This window comes from Chitinophaga sp. RAB17 (assembly GCF_052114225.1).
GTDB lineage: Bacteria > Bacteroidota > Bacteroidia > Chitinophagales > Chitinophagaceae > Chitinophaga.
Genome location: NZ_JBFREI010000006.1, coordinates 221,766 through 240,773, shown reverse-complemented (window position 1 = coordinate 240,773; position 19,008 = coordinate 221,766). Strand labels below are relative to the sequence as shown.

Here is a 19,008-nt window from a genome sequence, read left to right as displayed (position 1 = left end):
ATTTTTGATTCGTTTTCATTTGAAAAAATATCAGTCTATTTTTTGTACTATTGTATTAGAGGGAAGTGACCTATCGCCCGTTTTATAATTCATGCCACTTCGTGCCATGGAGAAGTGAAGTTAACCAAATCATTGTATACCCTTTTAATTTGTTATCCGCAATGCCATCTGTCTTTATACTCAATTCAATCACCTTTCAAATAACCTTCATTTATGAAAACTTTTATCAGTGGGCTCGCTATGTGCGGGATTGCCCTCACTTTATTTTTCTCCTGTACCAAACATGATCAGTCATCTACCGCAAAAGAAGACATTCCTTCGGACGTAATAAAAAAGTTACAGGCACAGGGATTTAATACACAACATGTAATAAGATCAAAAAACGGATATATTGTTGAAGGCGATATCTTTCTGACAGCCGAAAAAATTGATCAGGCGGCGACATTACAAAAGCTCCATATAGCTAATACAGAACAATACAGAACTACTAACCTGATTACCGGCCTCCCCAGAGTTATTACCATTTCTGTAACCAACCTGCCACCAGCTTATACCACTGCTACCGATGCAGCAATAGCGCGTTACAATGCACTTAATCTACGGCTTACCTTTCAGCGTGTAGCGGCCAATGGTAATATTGATATTGCAGGAGGTATTTTCAATGATCCCAATGTACTGGGCCAATCTGCCGGTTTCCCTGATGCAAACGGCACCCCTCCCAGCCCCATCCTGCTCAACGCCAACAGCATTGGCAACAATCCTGACCAGGGTTATATAACTACCATCATTGCCCATGAAATAGGGCATTGTATAGGCTTCCGGCATACTGATTATTTCAACCGTACTTACAGCTGCGGCTGGGGTGGCAATGAAGGAGATGCCGGCGTAGGAGCTATCAACATTCCAGGAACACCCACAGCAGAAGACCCCAACAGCTGGATGCTGGCATGTACCAGCGGTGGCGACCGGCCATTCAACGCCAACGACATCATCGCGATCAATTACCTTTATGGCGCTCCTCCCCCTTGTGTTGGTGAAGGTAAAAAGCTGATTAATGGCATATGCCGGACCGGAACAAAAATTATTACCGATGTACAGAATTCTTCAGTTGGCGGACATCCGCGCTGCAAGAGAACATACCATTACGAATGGAGTGATGGTTCCGTAAGTGGTAACTACTTTGAATACTTCAATGGCGTTTGCGCAGTATTGCCATAACGGCCATCACCTCTCATTATGAAAGAGCATATAAAGACAGGTTAATTTTACCCAAACGGCCTGGCATGCGTATGTGCCAGGCCGTTTTTATTTGATATACAACAGGCCCACTGCCGGGCGCAGTTCAGGTTTTCACCTTTATAGGATATTGTATTTGTATCGTTCTGTATCAAATAAATACCAATTGAGGTGCCCTATCACCTGGGCTTCCAACTCCCGTAAATAAGAGATTACCAGTTGTTGATAAGCACCAAATGGAGGGAGGTTAAGTCGCAAAGAGAGAAATTCGTTCTTGTAATGCTCATGCATTTTCAGCAATTCCTCCCTGGCCTCATCAAGTGTGCAGCCTCTTTCGTGTTGAATGATCAATACCTGGTTGAATACATCACCACCTATTTCCTCTTTATGGGCGGAAAAAAAATCATTCACCATTATCACGCAATAGCAAGCCAGTTGCCTCAGCCTGTGTATATGTGGGTTTTGCAGTAGCTCAACCGGCAACTCCTGTCCCGTAACCAGTTCAATCATATCTATCGTAGGCCACATGCCAACGGAAAACTCCCTGATCTGCATGTATTCTTCCTGAGTAGGAAACCTTTTTTCCGTTCTATAGGGAACCTCCGCCCTTACCGCCTCCAGGTATTCATGGAGACTTTCCGCAAAACGACTCATCCATTCTGGCGACATGTCCTCAACCAGCACGCGTTTAATCGCCATCAACATCCTGCAAAGGTCATCTTCCGGAGCATGATCAGGGCGCCCATTCAGGAGATCCATAAAGCGTTGATGTATTTTCTCCAGCTCATTAACGGGCGTGTACAACTGGGTATCATCGATAATAAAGTACCAGACCATAAGGAGCGCCTGCACGATCGTATGCCGGTAACTTGCATTCGGGAAGAAACGGGCAGTCACATGACCGAATCGGGCCTCTCTGATCCTGATGCGATGCACTTCATCCAGGCTTTTGAAACTGGTGATCCATCGGTCAATTTCCTCTTCCATTTCCATGGCATAGGGATTCAGCAAATAAGGAAACCGGTAATGGAGCTGTTTGAGGGTGTGTTTCATATAACAGTTATTTTGGTGATCCTATCGTTTGAGGGCAGCGGTAAGATATCTTTTCCTATTATAATAACTTTTCAGAATAATCTATCAGCATATATGCATTACTGTACAATTCAAAAAGCTTTTAGTTTAAAAAACATTAAATTAACATCTTCGTGTAGCGTATCGCTTTTTTCTTTCCCTGGTACTGGCGGCATCAACGGAGGAACCTTCATTACAAAATAGTCCCGCCATTTCCCTATTATTCTATTTCGTGAATGGAAAGTAGTATCCTTTCTGCTGTTATACGCTGTCAGCTGAAGTACCTTCCCTGTTTTCCTTGAAAAGAATACATTTCTGGGACTGATTCTTGACTGGAAACTATACCTGAACGACACCCACTCGTCTGTAATAAACAAGGAGTTATTATCATAAATAATATCAGAAGCTTCCATTTTTTTCCAATAAGCAAAATGATCCCGGATAGTTTTGATGGCTTTCATTTCGTCCGTTATCATATTTTCTTTTGGCGCATCAATCTGGTATATAGGTGTTGCCGCATTCAGCGCTATGCTGTAAATTTTATCATCTAACAGCGGGAAATAGAAAACCGAATCCCTGTAGTTCTCAAACTGATGAGGAAACGCTATATCAAGCTCCCGGATGAGTGGAAAAAAGGAGAGCTCCTGAGAATGATAGGTAACCATTTCGCCTTTCTCCCTGTAGATTCGGAGCCTTGTCATCTCTTTGTTGTTATTGACAATCTCGCTTACATACATTTCCTTTCCTTTTGCAAAGGTCAGCCCAAAGTACCTGGAACCTATAATTTCAAGTACATCATTTAGTTTTCCACTGATGTCATACCTGAATATTTTATTCACACTCAAATCTAATATTTCAACCTGGTGTTGACGTTCATCATAAACAACATCTGTCATGCTTCCATATTGATCTGGTTTATTTGCCGACTGGTAAATTTTTGTTTTGGGAACACCCTGTTGATCAAATATCATGACAGCACTTTGCGAACCATCAGCGATAATGATCAGACTGTCGGTCACAAAAAATTTGGACATATAATTAATGAAAAAGTCTTTGGTAGTTTTCAAACGAACATAATACACACTGTCAGCGATATCTTCTATAAACACAGCCTGGCTATCCAGGGGAGTTATTTTAATTTTTGTAGTGGGTAGGTCGTACCTGCCTTTGCTCCCTTTTTGAGTGCAGGAGGCTAATAGCAGTATCAAAAGGATCAGTAAGTGTTGCTTCATTGATAGATGATTGAGTCAGCTCAGGAATACTGGCAAATCTGCCACCCGGATCGGGTGGCAGATTTAAAATGAAAATCATTAAGGTACCTGCGTAGGTGGAATATTAGTTACATCGTGGTAATTATTATGCGGCCGGAATGGGTTGGATTCGGCGCCACACTGATTTCCCGAGTTATTAGGATAAAATACATAATAACCGGTGTCGTAACCAATCCAGTGTTCAACTACCGCATAGTAATTGTCATCTACCCAAACCCAGGATCCGGTCCGGAAGGTTCTGTCACCGGTAGATCCACAATACCTGTTGCCATTACCATTTGTATCCACCCATGCTGCAGATGCTTTGTTGGAAGAATTTGTAATATCAAAGCTAATAAGCGCATACTGCAGGTTGAAAACCAATATTATTACTACGGCAATGCCGCCAGCGATTTTAAGTATTTTTTTCATGGTTATAATTTTAAATTAAAATATCCTTGATGAATGCTTGCTGTTTGTGTGTAAAGTATAAATAGACCCCCTTGGGGTCACCAGCACTGCAGTAAAAATAATTCCACTGTTATGTCTGGCAGGTCTGATCCGTGCTCACTTTTATTATTCATGGAGTATGTCATTTTGGGGAATTAGCTGGTGAAATATCTTCTTTCTCAAGCAACTCTTTTAACTCCTGTTTCAGCGTATCGCTGTTTCGCCAGACTTTACTACGCTGGTGTGCGTAAATGCCAATAGAGAGCATATAGAAAAAAGCCAGGGTGAGTGTCAGATTACTATACTTTGTGTGATCAAGTGCCTTGTCTGCAAAAAATGCTACTAAAAAAAATATTCCAATGGATGCGATATAGGCATACCTGTCTGCTACAATGGCAAATCTGGACATGGGAATGATATGAAGCACCATCCCTATGTGAATCATGAAAAATGCGATACCAAAAAACACCCATCGCTTTTTCCAGAAATCCCAGAACGAAAACAATATGATCAGCAACAGCAGAGGATATATCCAAAATCTTTTAGGTACCTCCTCCCCTATAGCATTGGGAAAAACATATAGATAGCTTAGTTTAACGGGGATCAGGCATTTTACCAGGTATTCAGTAGTCGAATAGCTTGCAAATATAATGTTCTGGTAAAATGGATAATGGCGCGCATTGGAAAGCAATCCCACCTTATCTGCGCTTTGTGAAAGTAAAGTAACATAACCCATTGCGAATGCCAGCATAAACAGTGGTACTTTCTCCATCCATACCCATTTATTTTTCAGGTTCCTGTTTACGGCGTAATCCACCAACAGCAGGCATACCGGAAATGTTAGCGCCTGTTCTTTTCCTCCAAAGGAAAAAATAAAAAAAAGTAGGGTAAGTAAGTAATACATCACTTTATTTGACGACACATACTTTAGATAAAAAAGGAGTCCAATCAGGTAAAAGAAACTATAAACAAGAATTTTTGACGCCGATATCCATGCCACCGATTCCACCAGCAGCGGATGAAGGGCCATGATAGCTGCGGTGAAAAATGAAATCCTTGTGATGGAAATCTGTTTAAAACTCCCTGATTGAATTAAAATGCTGCGGATGAGGAAATAGGTGAGCAACACGTTACACAGATGCAACATAACACCTGCCAAATGAAACCAAAATGGGTTATAACCAAAGGCGGAATATAATATTGTATACGACAATTGATTAAGAGGGGCATATTGTCCTTTGTAAAATTCGGTCAGGATGGCCCATAGGTTCTGTACATTCAATCCATTTTCCGTATACGGATTAATCACTACCCATTGATCATCCCAATGCGTTTGAAATTGATGAGTAAATACGGGGGAGTATACCAGCAGTGTTAAAAACACTAATGCGGACACAGATGCCACTATATTATTAACAACAACGAATTCTTTTAGCCGTGGAAATCTACGCTGCGTGGAAACAGCACTAACGTTGTGATTCATAGAGCGAAAGTTGTCAAAAAAGAAAATCTGAAGATGGTGAGTATCGCTATAGTCCTATGCCGATGAATGAACACAATTTCCCTGTTCAAACCGGAAATCATGCACTCCCTCCGTTTTACTCAGGTGACGTTCATTTAAAATAGCTACGCTGTCAGAATAGTACTCAGGCATCATTGGATAAACTTATTATCAGAAATGGATTATTATCTGGTACTATATTATTGGGCTAAATAATAAAATACCAATAGATAAAGATGTTTTGAAACCTTGATAGAGACCTGCCACTTATGCTGCAAATAAAAAAATTGGCACTACATAACAGCACAATCGCATCTCTACATCATTTTACAATCTTAATTTCTTCAAATACAAGCTGGAACTAATGTTCGTGGAATCATTCCAGGCAAGTCCATAGCTGACAAGCCGGGGGTTTAAAATATTTTATTTCTTTACCAACGTTTTCAATCCGGATAAGATTCATCTAAATATAGCACTTAAATATAGGATAATTTATTCCATAATACAATATTCAAAAAATTAGTTTTGCCCAAATAACCGGAAATAAGATCAATATATGATACCATCGTTTATTTTCAGTTTTACAAACCAGCTTATTAATTTATTTTAAAAAAGCCAGTACCTTTTCAGGCACTGGCTTTTCTCTATCGGAATCCGTATTTGTCTTTATTGTTTAATAATCTTCGTTGTACTCACTTCTTTTATGCCATCCGTAATCCTGATCATATAAATACCTGCAGGCAATCCGGAAATATCAAGCTGCGTGCTGGCTGTACTCACTATACGATGCAATACCACATTTCCATTCGCATCCAATATACTCACATCTGATTTTCCTTTGAAATCCGGAAGCTTAATGTTCACTATATTATTGGCAGGGTTCGGGTATACAATCACTTTTTTCACATCGGTGGTAATAAGATCAGCTGCGCGGCTGGCAGTACCTAATTGTACCCGTAATGTATAACAAGTGGTACTACTGTTGGCCCCACTATAACCGTACACCTGTGCATAATAGGTACCCGCAGTAACGGTTCTGCTGATGGTTTCATTGCTGGTACCACCTGCCTGTGAAATAGCAATCTGTGTACCTGCGCTGTTCAGCAGTTTCAGGTCGTAATCGCCAGGCAATGTGCGCAATGTAATCGTAATAGTACCGCCGGTAGTGATGACAAACTTATAATTATCAATATCACCACTCGGGCTGATGAGACCAGTAACATCCGTATTAAATGGAATGGTGGCTGCGCCGGCAATGGTGCCATTGGTTGAATTATCCAATACATTGGAACAACCTCCTGTTGTTAAGGTAGTAAACTGTGCGGCAGTGTAGGTACTGCTGCCACTTGAACAATTTGTTCTTACTCTCCAGTCGTATAATGTGGCTGACGTTAATCCGCTTAAGTTAACAGAAGTAGAAGTGGTTCCGGTTACAGCATTGGTCCATGTACCGGATGAATTAATTTTATAATCTACATCATAACTCAGGGCGCCGCTTACAGCAGTCCAGCTAACAGTAGCTCCGGTAGCTGTTACAGCGGAACTGGTTAAGCCAGCAGGCGCGCTGCAGGTGCCTGTTGATGTGGTCGTAAACTGTGCAGCGGAATAAGAACTGCTACCGCTGCTGCAATTGGTTCTTACCCTGTAATCATAGGTAGTTCCTGTAATAAGACCTGTTAAGCCCAAAGAAACAGCTGTTGTTCCTGTTGCTGCATTGATCCATGTACCAGATGAGGTGGCCTTATAATCCACGTCATAGGATACTGCGCCGCTTACCGCTGTCCATCCTATTGTAGCCGATGTAGTGGTAATAGCAGAAGCATTTAACCCTGCCGGAGAAGCACAGGATGAACCGGATGTAATAGTGAAGTTGGTATTGGAAATATCAAAGAAAATATTTCCTACCGCTTCTACTTTTATTCTTGCGGTGGTAGTGGGGGTATTAGGAATAGTTACCACCTCACTGCCGTCATTGGGAGTACTTGCCACCAATGTGCTGAATGTAGTGCCTCCGTCTGTAGAGATGGATATTTTTACGTTGGCGCAACTAACAGGCGACGCCGTGGTATTCGCTACGCTCCATGTGATAGTTTGTGATGAATTGCCTGCCCATGATACATTCGTATTAGGGACAGTCACGGCAAAAGGCCCGGATGAATTGCTGACGGTTACGGTCATATCCGCAAAATTGGTCTGCCCGATAGTTACCGGAGCAGTAGAGCTATAAGGAGCATTATCTCTTACCGTTAGCCGGAACTTCAAAGTTCTGGAAACGGAACTCAATGCTTCCGTATTAGCTCCCGCATCACCACCAGGCAAAGGACCGGACACTAAACCGCCGGCAAGAATGGTGGCCATTTTGGGGAAATATCTTATTGGGGAAGTACCAGGCGCAAATGATATCCAGTTGGGACCGGATGCTTTGGTAGGACTGGCCACACTACTAGATCCTGTTTGTGAGGATGAAGCATTATCATTTTGCTCCCAGCAATATGTCAGCACATCACCGGCATTGGCATCAGTAGCTGAACCGGTAAGCACAAACGGGGTGCTGATAGGAATAGTAAAATTACCACCGGCATTGGCAACGGGTGTTGCGTTATTGCCTGCTATACTGGTAGTGATGGGACAAGTCTTGCTGGAAAGATTAGACTGGATCTGTGCAATGGAAGCAGCATGATAAATATCAATAGAATGTGGAGCTATGTCCTGGCTGGTAATACCGGCATATCCCATAATAGTAATACCTGAGCCAGGTTCCACATTAACGCCTGTACCTTCATTGCTCATGGAAAAAGTATGGTTAGCACCCAACTGGTGTCCTACTTCATGTACTACATAATCGATATCAAAATTATCTCCCTGTGGAATAGCATCAGCGGGCGAAGTAAAGCCACTTCCTTTTGAATTGTCGACACAAATACAGCCGATACAACCGGCATTACCGCCACCACCGGATGCACCGAACAGGTGACCGATATCATAATTCGCAGCACCAATCACAGAAGTCAGGGTGCTTTGTAACTCACCATTCCACGCGCCGCCGGCACCAGAGCTGGCGTCAGAATACGGATCTGTTGAAGGATTATAATAAAACACATTGGTAGCTGCCGCGATCAGGTTAAGATGGATAGCCAGGTCCTTTTCATAAACACCGTTGCAACGGGTAAGTGTAGCATTGACAGCCGCCAGTACCAATGAAACCTGTGAAGCGCTGGTAGCGCCAAAATAATTGGAGTATTCAGCAGTAACTGATTGAGCCAGCCGCATTGTTTTCATATCACCGGTGTTTCTTGCCGTAACATCAGGTAAGCGGTTACCTATATTAGTGGCCATTTTTTGCTCCGGGGTAGAGCACTTCCAGGGTAAAGTCTTCGGCTGTTTTTTGAATACTGTGTAAACAGTATGGTCTGCAGAATAAGGTTCAATAAATTCATTTTCCTTTCCCGTACGGAAGATCATTGCCTGTATCCCCTGCGGAGAAATACTCAACTTTAATGTGGCATACTGATCAGTAATACCTTTTCCGGAAAATGCCCTTATTTCCGGGAATTTAGCCTGCAATGCCGGTTCGAAATTGGAAGCTTCAATAATTTCGAACTGCTCAACCTGCCCGTCTGCATTAGGCAGAGAGATGATTGTTGCATGTATTGACCTATTACCGACAGCTTTGAAGACCTCATTCCGCAAAGGAGCGAAATTCAGATCAAACAATTTAAAAGTCGTCGGAAATGCAAGCCGGGCTACGGCTTTGTCTTTAGTAATGCTGGCGGCATCTGTATGTGCCCTCCAGTAGTCCTGTGCAAACGCTACGGTACTGCACAGCAACGCTGCTGCGAAGAGTAGAACTTTTCTCATGGATAGTTTAGATTTTAATGCTCAAGAAACGGTTAACGTTATAAATGTAGTTTGACTCCCTGCGATCGCAATTCTATTGATATGAGGTACTATATGTTATGGGCCATAAAATATTTAACGCCAACGGGGTTCGCATGAACCGAAATATCCTCTTAAAACTTTAGATGATATATACTAAGAAGCAAAAGAAAAACGGTTAACCAACCCTCCAGATCATCCGGGCAGCATACCTTAACGTATAAAAGCCGCCATAACGGCGGCCTTCATACGCTAAGAACATCCAACGAGATTTATATCCCGTTTTTCATCCATAAGGGTGATTCGGGGCCTCTGTAAGGCTTTCTCTACATTTTTGTTTCAGCTCTCTGCTTGGCTTCCTGCGTCAGCGGAGTAAAGAAATTAACCAGGTTGCCATCCGTATCCCTGAATAACAGCGAACGATTACCCCATGGCATAGTCGTTGGTTGTTGCACCACCTCCTCACCCAGTATGCCGGCCAACTGCTGGTATTTTTTATCCACGTCCTCCACCTGGAATTCAATGATTACGGACCTGTTGCTGGCGGGACTGGCTACAGCGTCTCCTCCAAAAAGTGCCAGGGTACGTGTACTTCCAATAGCCAGAGCCCCAAGAGGAGTACGCACTTCGGCAAAATCATCTGTATACCAGGTAAACGGCATTCCAGTGACGTTCTCATAAAACTGAACGAGGCGTTTAATATCAGCTGTAATAATACGGATAGAAGAAAGATTCATATGACTGTTCATTTTGTTTAGAATAACACAAAGCTATTCCGCCCATGTGACAACCCTATGTCAGCAGCCTAAACGTAAATATTATTTTGTGGATGGTGCAGCTGATACAGCTACCTCGTCATTATTTATCAGGTATTGTTGCTGGTAAATCGGGCTGCCCGCCTGATCAAAAAAAAACGCCCCCAAAAAGTCAGACACTCTCCGGGGGACGTTCTCTTATACATGGTTCCTATTTATTATAGATCGGGCATCTTTTCAGCATATAGAATAATGCATCTTTATAAGAATCTTCCTGTGATAAAATGGCCGTACGGTGATTGTCGAATACTTTATCGTTCTGCCGGTTATAAATAAGTACAGACACCTCATTTTGGTAAGTCTTTTCCACTACCGTGCTGGCGGCTTTGTTCTGTCTCAGGCGATCATCGTCTTTATTGACTGTTTTAGTTTCCGCACTGGATACATTTTCCTTGCTGCTGCGCGACAAACCACCCTGTACTATGTATTCTGTGCCCAGTATTTTACACAGCTCATCAAAAGTATAGGCCCTGATCGTATTTTCGTCAATACCTTTCCGGATCAGCAACGCATTGGTGGTTTGTGGATCCTGGAATTTATACATGCCATTACGTTTGCTCAGGTAGGAATAGGTATCGTCCTGCAGCTTTTCTTTGGTCGCATTGATCTGCTCCAGCGGTTCTCCCACGCTACGGTATTTAAAAGGCAATACTGCGATCAGGTTATGCTCCATCGGAGGATAGGTGTCGGCAGGAGATTTAGCCACAGCAGGAGCTGTTACGATTTCTGTTCTGCCGCTGGCAAACACAATTTTATGGATGTCTGCTCTCTTTAAAGAATATTCCAACTTTTCCCCGCTGTGTACAAATAAAACAACATCTGTTCCTACACCGGTTATCTTACCATGCTTGGTTTCGCCGCTCAGCATCAGTACACTGTCTTCCTTTACCACGCTACTTTTTGTCAATGAGGCTTTCTGGGCCATTAAAGGAATGTGATAAGTGATCAGAAGACTCAGCACTGCCCCTAACAGATTAACATACTTTTTCATGATGTACTAAAATATTTATGGTTACCAATAGTACACGTTTGCGAAATTACTTTACCCCTATGCGCGGCATAAAAAAAATTCAAACGAGGGAGGAAGAAAGGGCTGGAAGATCACTTAAATTGGCCAGGAGATGGAATATCTTCAACAAAAAAGCGGGGTCCGTGAACCCTGCTAAAACTGCAACCTGCAGCTTCCAAAAACACCAAACCCTGAGCGTTGTGAGCTAGTCGCTCCATTCGGATACAAACGCCATACAGCATCTATCCGAAAGAAATGGAAGATATTGTCAAAACCGGTTCCTATTTCCATGTAAGTCTTTCCCTTAAAGGAATGCATACCATAACCAGGAAATTCCATTTTGTTATAAATAATATTTTCACGTGAGAGATCTCCGACAACAGATTTCACATTCCAGAACTGGCGTATGCCACTTCTTCTCATAAATGGCAACAGGTTCAGCAATTTACCATCAAAATTATGTTCCAGGTTAATGCCTGCATACCTGTCGCTGATGAATTCATATTTATTCATCAAACTAAAGGACTCCTTATTATAGTAATAGGTCTCGTTACCGGGATGCACCTGCAACAGCATAAACGGCAATTTATCTGCGAAAATCCGGCCTCCATACACCTGGTAAGTTACCTGCCCCCATCGTGGAATACGGAAACGCTGATTGACACTCAGACTAACCCTTTCGTATCCGTACTGGCTGCCAAACACGCCGGCAGCAGCTGTTCCACACAAAAGTTCTACTACCGGAAGATTACCTTTTATCCGCCGTATTTTGCGTGGCGTACGTATTTCATGTTCCCCCAGTGCATACCTTACCTTCAGCTGCCATTCACTATTGACAACATCCCCGCCTTTATTTTCAGGCAGAAATATTTTGTGAGGCGGCAACGGCGACATGGTACTGAAACTGCTATGCAGGAAAGTGCCTTCCACCGAAAAATTCATCGGCAACTTTTTGGATACGCTGAATTTCATTTCGCGTTCCCGGATAAACTTCTGTGGAATATTCCGGCGTCTGACTACCTGCCCGAAGATATTATCCAGGGAAACCTCTTCCCCGTTAAATCCACGCTGCCGGTTGTCCAGATCATCTTTGAAAGAAGTATAGATACTATATGAATTTTTTCCAGGAAGATTCCAGGCCATGGCTACTTTTCCTTTAAGCGCCTTGTCACCGGTACCATAAGCCAGGTAACCTGAGAAGCGCAGGTTGCGGTTAAATTCAGGCGTGGTGCCAAGATCAAAGCGCAAACGAACACCTTCCACCGGGTTACGGCTTACCCACTTATACCAGGGTCCTATTTCCACCTTGCCCAGTTTTAAGTGTCCATCCAACAGAAAAGTTACTTTATCACTGAGACTTTTAAAAGCAGGCATGGCTCTGAGTGTATCCACTAATGTCATCGCCAGCGCCTCGTTGCTGGTGAGGGTCTCCGGCCGGTGCTGATTCCAGTAGGCACTGCCCGCAGTAGCTGCGCTATCTGCAATCACTACCTCCTCCTTATTGCGACCTGCTGAAATCTTTATCCTGGCACCAGGGTCATTTATTTTCACCTGTTGATAATGCGTTGTTTTCCGGGCAATGAAGGTATTTCTTTCCTTTCCCAGTGGCGCCAACTCTACAATAAATTTATCCTTCAATACCATCCACTCCTTTTCATTCCCTTTTCCGAATTCCTGGATAATCTCCAATCGTTTAACAAAATTAATGTTCACCGCTCCATTCACATTCATGCTGATTTTCGATAAGGCCCACGTAGGACCATGAATCCAGCAATCTCCATTAAAAAGATTTTCGCCTTCCCGTTTAGGCGTAAAGGCCAGATGAAAATAAGGCACGCCATTCACCATCATTGTATCCAATGCTTTATAATGATAGTATTTGTCGCCGGTAGCACCTACCGGACTTATAAACTCCCTCCCGAAAATCTGCATATAGTCCTGGTAGGAATTGATTTTCTGGTTGATGCCACCAAGATATTCCATCACTGATTCATTCCTGATCCCACCACTGTGCAATGCCTTAATTTCTTCCCTTACCCGTGGCGGCGATGTGGTGACATAATAGTCGGAAATGCTTTCGCTTAAAAAAACCGGTAAAAAAGACCGGCTTTCAGAAATGCTGTCCACCCGATCCAGTAGAAATTTAAATGGCTTCATGGTGCCTGAATGCTGCCATTTTGTTTTGTCGAGATTGGCAATGTCTATTTCCAGCTTGTTATACAATTCAGCATAATAGGTGTCATAGTATCCCGGGGCATTTTCCCGCTTGTGCGCTACAATCTGCCGCCACCATACCAATCCCCTGTTTGTTTTCCCTTTTACTTCCACACCTGCTTTCACCGCCGGCTCCAATTGAATTAACAAGGCCTCCGGCTTACCGGTTATTTCCGGATGCACAAATAACACCTGGTGCCCTACATAGCGGACAACCAGTGTATCGTTGTTATAATGACTTTTCTTCAAATGGAAGTACCCCGCACTGTCCGTCATACAGCCGTAGCCCCCTCCTTTCCAGTATATGGTGGCATAAGGCAATGGCTCCTGCGAGAAAGCGGAAACTACCCTCCCGGTGATGATGGCCGGGCTTTGTGCATCAACACGGAAAATAATAAGCAGCAGGTAACAACAGAAAATCAAACGATTTACAGCACAGTTGCAGGTAATAAACATTCATAAAATTTGAAGCTCACATAAATTCCACTTATTCCACGATGTTATATGCATGACGCTTGAAACGAGATATCCCCCTATGAGGGAGCTGGCATAGTATCCCCCCATTTCTGCCAAAATCCAGCACTGATGCTTTAAAAAGCTCATTATACAGCAACGCCACTTCTCCCGCAGTGGCGTTGTGCACTTATGTGACCTGGATCACATACGTGATGCTGCTTTTTTATAGTGATGCAGATCACACTACCACCTGAGAAATCCTTTTCATCTTTGCTGTACAATTAAAAACTACAAAAATGAAAAATCAAAAATTTGACATCGTAAATACCCAAAGCAATATTGACTGGGTGGGAAAAAAGGTAACCGGCGCACACAATGGTACCATTGCCATAAAAGAAGGTGAGATCATTTTGAATGATGGCCAACTCACCGGTGGTAAATTCATTATCGATACCACCTCTATCAAAATACTGGATGTAACGGACCCCGCCACCAATGCACAATTCGCCGGCCACCTCGCTTCTGATGACTTCTTCTCTATTGATACCTATCCGGAAGCATCACTGGAAATCACTTCCGTTGCCGGCAATCATGTGGCTGGCGCCCTGACCATCAAAGGGATCACTCATCCTGTTGAATTTAATGCAGTACTCCAGGTAAACGGCGACCTGTTAACCGCCACCGGCAAGCTGGTCATTGATCGTACCAAATACGGGATAAAATTCCGCTCAGGGAATTTCTTCAGGGATTTGGGCGATACCCTGATCTACAACGATTTTGAATTGAACATCAACATCACCGCTAAAGCTGCATGAGCAGTGGCTGGCACAAAAATTTAAACCATGCCCTACGTTAAAATAGAAGTAACCCGGGAAGGTGTAACCAAACAACAAAAACAGGCACTGATCAAAGGGATAACCAATCTGATTACTGAAGTGTTAAATAAAGATCCCCAATTAACCCATGTGGTGATCCAGGAAATTGAACTGGATGACTGGGGATACGCCGGAGAACAGGTGTCTGTGCTGAGAGAAAAAGGTATAACCGCTGATAAAAAATAAAAGCATGAAAAAGCTGACAGTAATAGTAACTGGTGCCTCCTCTGGCATCGGTAAAGAAATAGCCCGTCATTTCCTGGAAAACGGCGACAACGTAATCATCAATTCTTCCACCGCCGAAAAGCTCGCGCAGGTGTACCAGGAACTGGGCGCTGGCCCGGGCCTGGCCATGGTGGCAGGCAATGTGGCAGATAAAAGCACCGGCGACAGACTTCTGGCAACTGCCATAGAGAGATTTGGCGCGGTAGACGTGCTGGTAAATAATGCCGGCATCTATGAAACCAGACCATTCCTCGAAGTAGATGAAGCTTACCTCGACCGGTTCCTGAATACAAACCTGAAAGGTACCTTCTTTACCACCCAGGCCATTATTCCGCAGATGCTCAAACAACATAATGGTGTAGTGATCAATATCGGTACGCCTTTAGTAAACCATGCACTTGGTGGCGGTCCTTCTACGGCGCCAATTTCCTCCAAAGGAGCCATCCATGCACTAACCCTGCAGCTGGCAGCGGAATTCGGCAAACACAATATCAGGGTGAATACCATTGCCCCCGGCGTGATACGTACACCTATGCACGGTGAGCATGCGGACCAAAGCGCGGGCTTACACCTGCTCAACCGGGTAGGCGAAGTAACAGACATCGCACAAATGGTATATACCGTTTCCAGGAGTAACTTTATCAGCGGCGCCATCATCAATGTAGACGGTGGTATGGCAGCTGGTCATCATCTTAATTAATATGAAAACACGTTTATTGACGGCTTTTCTATCACTGGCATTTTTGGTAGCAAAAGCGCAAAACCCAAAGAAAATGAACACGCATCAGCAAGATTCAACAGCCATCACCCAGGCACTGGAAGAGTATTACTTCAAGGGGCTCTATAATGGAGATATCAGCACCCTGCGCAAAATTCTATATCCAGGCACCTTACTATTCGGGGATATTAAAGGGCAGCCTTATGCCAAAACACTCGAACAATACCTGGATGGTGTGGCGCATCGCCAAACCCCTAAAGACTCCGGAAAGCCCTTTAAAGGAACGATCTTATCGATTGAGGTGATCAACTCCATCGCATTTGCCAAAGTCAATATCAAAATGTATGATTTCAATTATTACGATCTGCTTTCGTTCCACAAAATTGATAACCGCTGGGTGATCGTAAACAAAATGTTGACGGACGTGACAGAATAAATTAAACACCTTAACATTTAAGTGATGAACACTTCAAAAGTATGGTTTGTAACCGGGGCCTCCCAGGGACTGGGACTCAGCCTTGTGAAAAAGCTGCTCGATAACGGATACCGGGTCGCTGCCACCTCCAGGAATGCACATCAGCTAAGCCAGGCGGTTGACTTAATAGACCGGGAGCGCTTTCTTCCGTTGGCGGTAGATTTAAATAACACGGACTGTATCAGTGATGCTATTCAACAAACATTATCGGCTTTCGGACGCATCGATGTAGTGGTAAACAACGCCGGCTATGGCATGGTGGGAACGGTGGAGGAAATACCGGAACAGGAGGTGAAGAACATCTTCAATACAAACGTACTGGCCATCATCAATGTAACCAAAAGTATCCTGCCGGTCATGCGCCGCCAGAGATCAGGTTATATCCTCAATATCGGCTCTGTAGCCGGATTTTCGGGTGCCCACGGCTGGTCCGTTTATGCTGCCACTAAAGCAGCGGTGGCAGCATTTTCTGAAGTGATCGCACTGGACGTAAAAGAATTTGGCATTAAAGTCACCGTAGTGGAACCCTCCGGTTTCCGGACCGGCTTCCTGACGCCAACCTCCCTTGCGTTAAACACCTCCGGAATCGAGGGATATGAGGCCGTAAAAAATACGCAGGAACGTTACCTGTCCATGAACGGCCAACAGGCCGGCGATCCGGATCGGGCAGCCGGGATTTTCATCGGGCTGGCGGAAAACCCCGAGCCACCCATGCACCTGTTCCTGGGAAAGGATGCTTACAACAGGGCATCAGAAAAACTATCGGCGATGTCGGCAGAACTGGAACAGTGGAAATCAGTTACTATTGACGCCGACTTTCCATCATAAGCAGCTGATGCAGACCGGGTACCAGGTTTGCATCAACGCCAGGCCAATAACAGTTTTCTATCTGAAAATCTTTAACTTTAAAAAAGTAGTATGAAATACCACTTATATGGCAATAGACGCTAAAGATATTTTAAAGGCTCATATAGATAGAATAAGCGTGCTGCCGCAGGAGCAGTTTGATTATTTCTTCTCTCATTTTAAAAGCCAGCGTTTTAGAAAAGGACAAGCCATCATTACAGAAGGTGCCCAGGTAGATGGCGAATACTTCGTGACCTCCGGTTGTTTAAAATCTTTCTTCATCAACGATGATCTGAAAATGTTTATCCTGCAGTTTGCCATGCCCACCTGGTGGACCTCTGATTATAATGCGTTATACAATCATACCAATGCCACTATCAACGTTGACTGTATTACCGATGCAGAAGTGCTTTGTCTTACCAATAGCGACCGGGAAAAACTGTGTAGTGAAATTCATGCAGTGGAACATTTTTTCCGGTGGCGGACCAACAAAGGATATGTGGCCTCTCAAAAAAGGCTGTTGTCTTTGATGAATAATAATGTGAAACAACGGTATGAAGAGTTGTTGAAACTCTATCCCGAACTTTATAATATGGTTCCTAAAAAACTGATCGCTGCTTATCTCGGTGTTTCAAGAGAAACGCTCAGCCGGTTGTATAATGATTGAGCTGTAACCGGCATCAGTAAACACTCCCGCGAATGTGATGCCGCTCACACCATTACCCCGATTTTACTCCCGTACTTTGTCGTGTAATAAATTTAGCATTATGTGGTATCAAACAAAAGCATCGGAAATGCTGGGTATTGAATATCCTGTTCTCCAGGGGCCATTCGGCGGAAACCTGTCTTCTGTGGAACTGGTATCTACCGTCTCCAACGCCGGCGGACTCGGAGGCTACGGCGCCTATACACTAAGTCCGCAGGAAATCATCCAGATAGATCAACAAATAAAAGCGGCCACCAATAAGCCTTACAATATCAATCTGTGGGTGTCCGATACAGATATGCAGGAGGATACCCTTTCAGATGAACGGTTTAAACAGGTCCGGACTTTATTCAAACCTTACTTTGACGAGTTGGGAATCCCATTACCGGAAAAACCGCCACCGTTCAAATCCCGTTTTGAAAACCAGGCAGATGTTATCCTGCATCAAAAGCCACCGGTATTCAGCTTTATGTTCGGCATCCCATCAGCAGACATCCTGGAACAATGCCACCGGCTCGGCATCGTTACCATTGGAGCTGCCACTACACTTGATGAAGCCATCGCACTGGAATCAGCGGGAGTTGACCTCATTATTGCTTCGGGTTTTGAAGCCGGAGGACATCGCCCATCATTCCTTGCATCCGCCGAATCATCTACCATAGGAACATTTGCACTGATCCAGCTCATCAGGGAAAAAGTAAAAATACCGGTGATCGCTGCAGGCGGTATTGCCAATGGCAAAGGTGTTGCAGCCGCACTTGCACTCGGCGCAGATGCGGTGCAAATCGGCACTGCTTTCCTGGCCTGCGAAGAGTCCAATGCTACCGCTATTCATAAGCAAATGCTGTTTTCAGAGGCTGCGCGGCACACAACCTTATCACGATCATTTACAGGAAGACTTGGCAGAGGAATCGCCAATCGCATCGCCGAAGAGTTAATGTATACCGAAAATGGATTTCTGCCTTTCCCACTTCAAACCCAGTTCATGTCACATTTAAGAAAGGAAGCCATCGCGCAGGAAAAATGGGACATGATCTACTTTTGGGGAGGACAGATAGCGCCGGTATTAAAACATACCAAAGCTGCTGATCTGATGAAAAGCATACAGGAAGAAACGACCGACTACTTCGATCAGCAGAAAAAATAATTGCTCTTAAAAGGAAAGGAAGGCTGGAATTTTTGCTCACTGAAGGTGAGCCATAGTATTGGAATAACATCTATTTCACCATTAAAGTTCAGTCAAAAAAATATATTTTTTGAGGTAAAGGAAATTGTAAAAGCTCCT

Annotated in this window: 16 protein-coding genes; 8 read left to right on the top strand and 8 right to left on the bottom strand. The window is 43.8% G+C overall.

Going from position 1 to position 19,008, the window contains the following annotated elements; translation table 11 throughout:
- The first annotated feature begins 213 nt into the window (after nt 1-213).
- Nucleotides 214-1,218, top strand: a complete 1,005-nt coding sequence (locus AB4Z08_RS20695; RefSeq protein ID WP_441575685.1) for a M57 family metalloprotease — start codon at nt 214-216, stop codon at nt 1,216-1,218.
- Nucleotides 1,219-1,356: 138 nt separating this feature from the next.
- On the opposite strand, the gene AB4Z08_RS20690 is transcribed toward AB4Z08_RS20695, so the two are convergent.
- From AB4Z08_RS20690 to AB4Z08_RS20655, 8 genes are all read right to left on the bottom strand, one after another.
- On the bottom strand, nt 1,357-2,289 hold the full coding sequence (locus tag AB4Z08_RS20690; RefSeq protein WP_441575684.1) for a terpene synthase family protein: 933 nt from the start codon (nt 2,287-2,289) through the stop codon (nt 1,357-1,359).
- A gap of 110 nt (nt 2,290-2,399) precedes the next feature.
- On the bottom strand, nt 2,400-3,539 hold the full coding sequence (locus tag AB4Z08_RS20685; protein WP_441575683.1) for a 6-bladed beta-propeller: 1,140 nt from the start codon (nt 3,537-3,539) through the stop codon (nt 2,400-2,402).
- Nucleotides 3,540-3,617: 78 nt separating this feature from the next.
- Nucleotides 3,618-3,989 carry a hypothetical protein gene (locus AB4Z08_RS20680; RefSeq protein WP_441575682.1) on the bottom strand — a complete coding sequence of 124 codons (372 nt, stop codon included), beginning with the start codon at nt 3,987-3,989 and terminating at the stop codon, nt 3,618-3,620.
- A gap of 160 nt (nt 3,990-4,149) precedes the next feature.
- Nucleotides 4,150-5,490 (bottom strand): hypothetical protein, encoded by a 1,341-nt coding sequence (locus tag AB4Z08_RS20675; RefSeq protein ID WP_441575681.1) that lies wholly within the window; start codon nt 5,488-5,490, stop codon nt 4,150-4,152.
- 684 nt (nt 5,491-6,174) lie between these two features.
- Entirely contained in the window at nt 6,175-9,366 is a 3,192-nt protein-coding gene (locus AB4Z08_RS20670) for a reprolysin-like metallopeptidase (RefSeq protein ID WP_441575680.1), read from the bottom strand.
- Between the two features lie 344 nt (nt 9,367-9,710).
- Nucleotides 9,711-10,133: a VOC family protein gene (locus tag AB4Z08_RS20665; protein WP_441575679.1), complete on the bottom strand. Its 423-nt coding sequence runs from the start codon at nt 10,131-10,133 to the stop codon at nt 9,711-9,713.
- 217 nt (nt 10,134-10,350) lie between these two features.
- The gene (locus tag AB4Z08_RS20660) at nt 10,351-11,190 is read right to left on the bottom strand and encodes a hypothetical protein (protein ID WP_441575678.1); all 840 of its coding nucleotides are present in this window, start codon (nt 11,188-11,190) and stop codon (nt 10,351-10,353) included.
- 171 nt (nt 11,191-11,361) lie between these two features.
- Complete coding sequence (locus AB4Z08_RS20655; protein WP_441575677.1) at nt 11,362-13,878, bottom strand: DUF5686 family protein; 2,517 nt, start codon at nt 13,876-13,878, stop codon at nt 11,362-11,364.
- 296 nt (nt 13,879-14,174) lie between these two features.
- Between AB4Z08_RS20655 and AB4Z08_RS20650 the strand changes: the two genes are divergently transcribed.
- From AB4Z08_RS20650 to AB4Z08_RS20620, 7 genes are all read left to right on the top strand, one after another.
- The gene (locus AB4Z08_RS20650) at nt 14,175-14,693 is read left to right on the top strand and encodes a YceI family protein (protein WP_441575676.1); all 519 of its coding nucleotides are present in this window, start codon (nt 14,175-14,177) and stop codon (nt 14,691-14,693) included.
- Nucleotides 14,694-14,720: 27 nt separating this feature from the next.
- Nucleotides 14,721-14,939: a tautomerase family protein gene (locus tag AB4Z08_RS20645; protein ID WP_441575675.1), complete on the top strand. Its 219-nt coding sequence runs from the start codon at nt 14,721-14,723 to the stop codon at nt 14,937-14,939.
- Nucleotides 14,940-14,943: 4 nt separating this feature from the next.
- Nucleotides 14,944-15,678 (top strand): SDR family NAD(P)-dependent oxidoreductase, encoded by a 735-nt coding sequence (locus AB4Z08_RS20640; RefSeq protein ID WP_441575674.1) that lies wholly within the window; start codon nt 14,944-14,946, stop codon nt 15,676-15,678.
- A gap of 1 nt (nt 15,679) precedes the next feature.
- Nucleotides 15,680-16,132, top strand: coding sequence for a nuclear transport factor 2 family protein (locus tag AB4Z08_RS20635; protein ID WP_441575673.1), 453 nt, complete (start codon nt 15,680-15,682; stop codon nt 16,130-16,132).
- 24 nt (nt 16,133-16,156) lie between these two features.
- On the top strand, nt 16,157-16,999 hold the full coding sequence (locus AB4Z08_RS20630) for an SDR family NAD(P)-dependent oxidoreductase (protein ID WP_441575672.1): 843 nt from the start codon (nt 16,157-16,159) through the stop codon (nt 16,997-16,999).
- 106 nt (nt 17,000-17,105) lie between these two features.
- Nucleotides 17,106-17,684: a Crp/Fnr family transcriptional regulator gene (locus AB4Z08_RS20625; protein WP_441575671.1), complete on the top strand. Its 579-nt coding sequence runs from the start codon at nt 17,106-17,108 to the stop codon at nt 17,682-17,684.
- A gap of 100 nt (nt 17,685-17,784) precedes the next feature.
- The gene (locus AB4Z08_RS20620; RefSeq protein ID WP_441575670.1) at nt 17,785-18,870 is read left to right on the top strand and encodes an NAD(P)H-dependent flavin oxidoreductase; all 1,086 of its coding nucleotides are present in this window, start codon (nt 17,785-17,787) and stop codon (nt 18,868-18,870) included.
- The last annotated feature ends 138 nt before the right edge of the window (nt 18,871-19,008 follow it).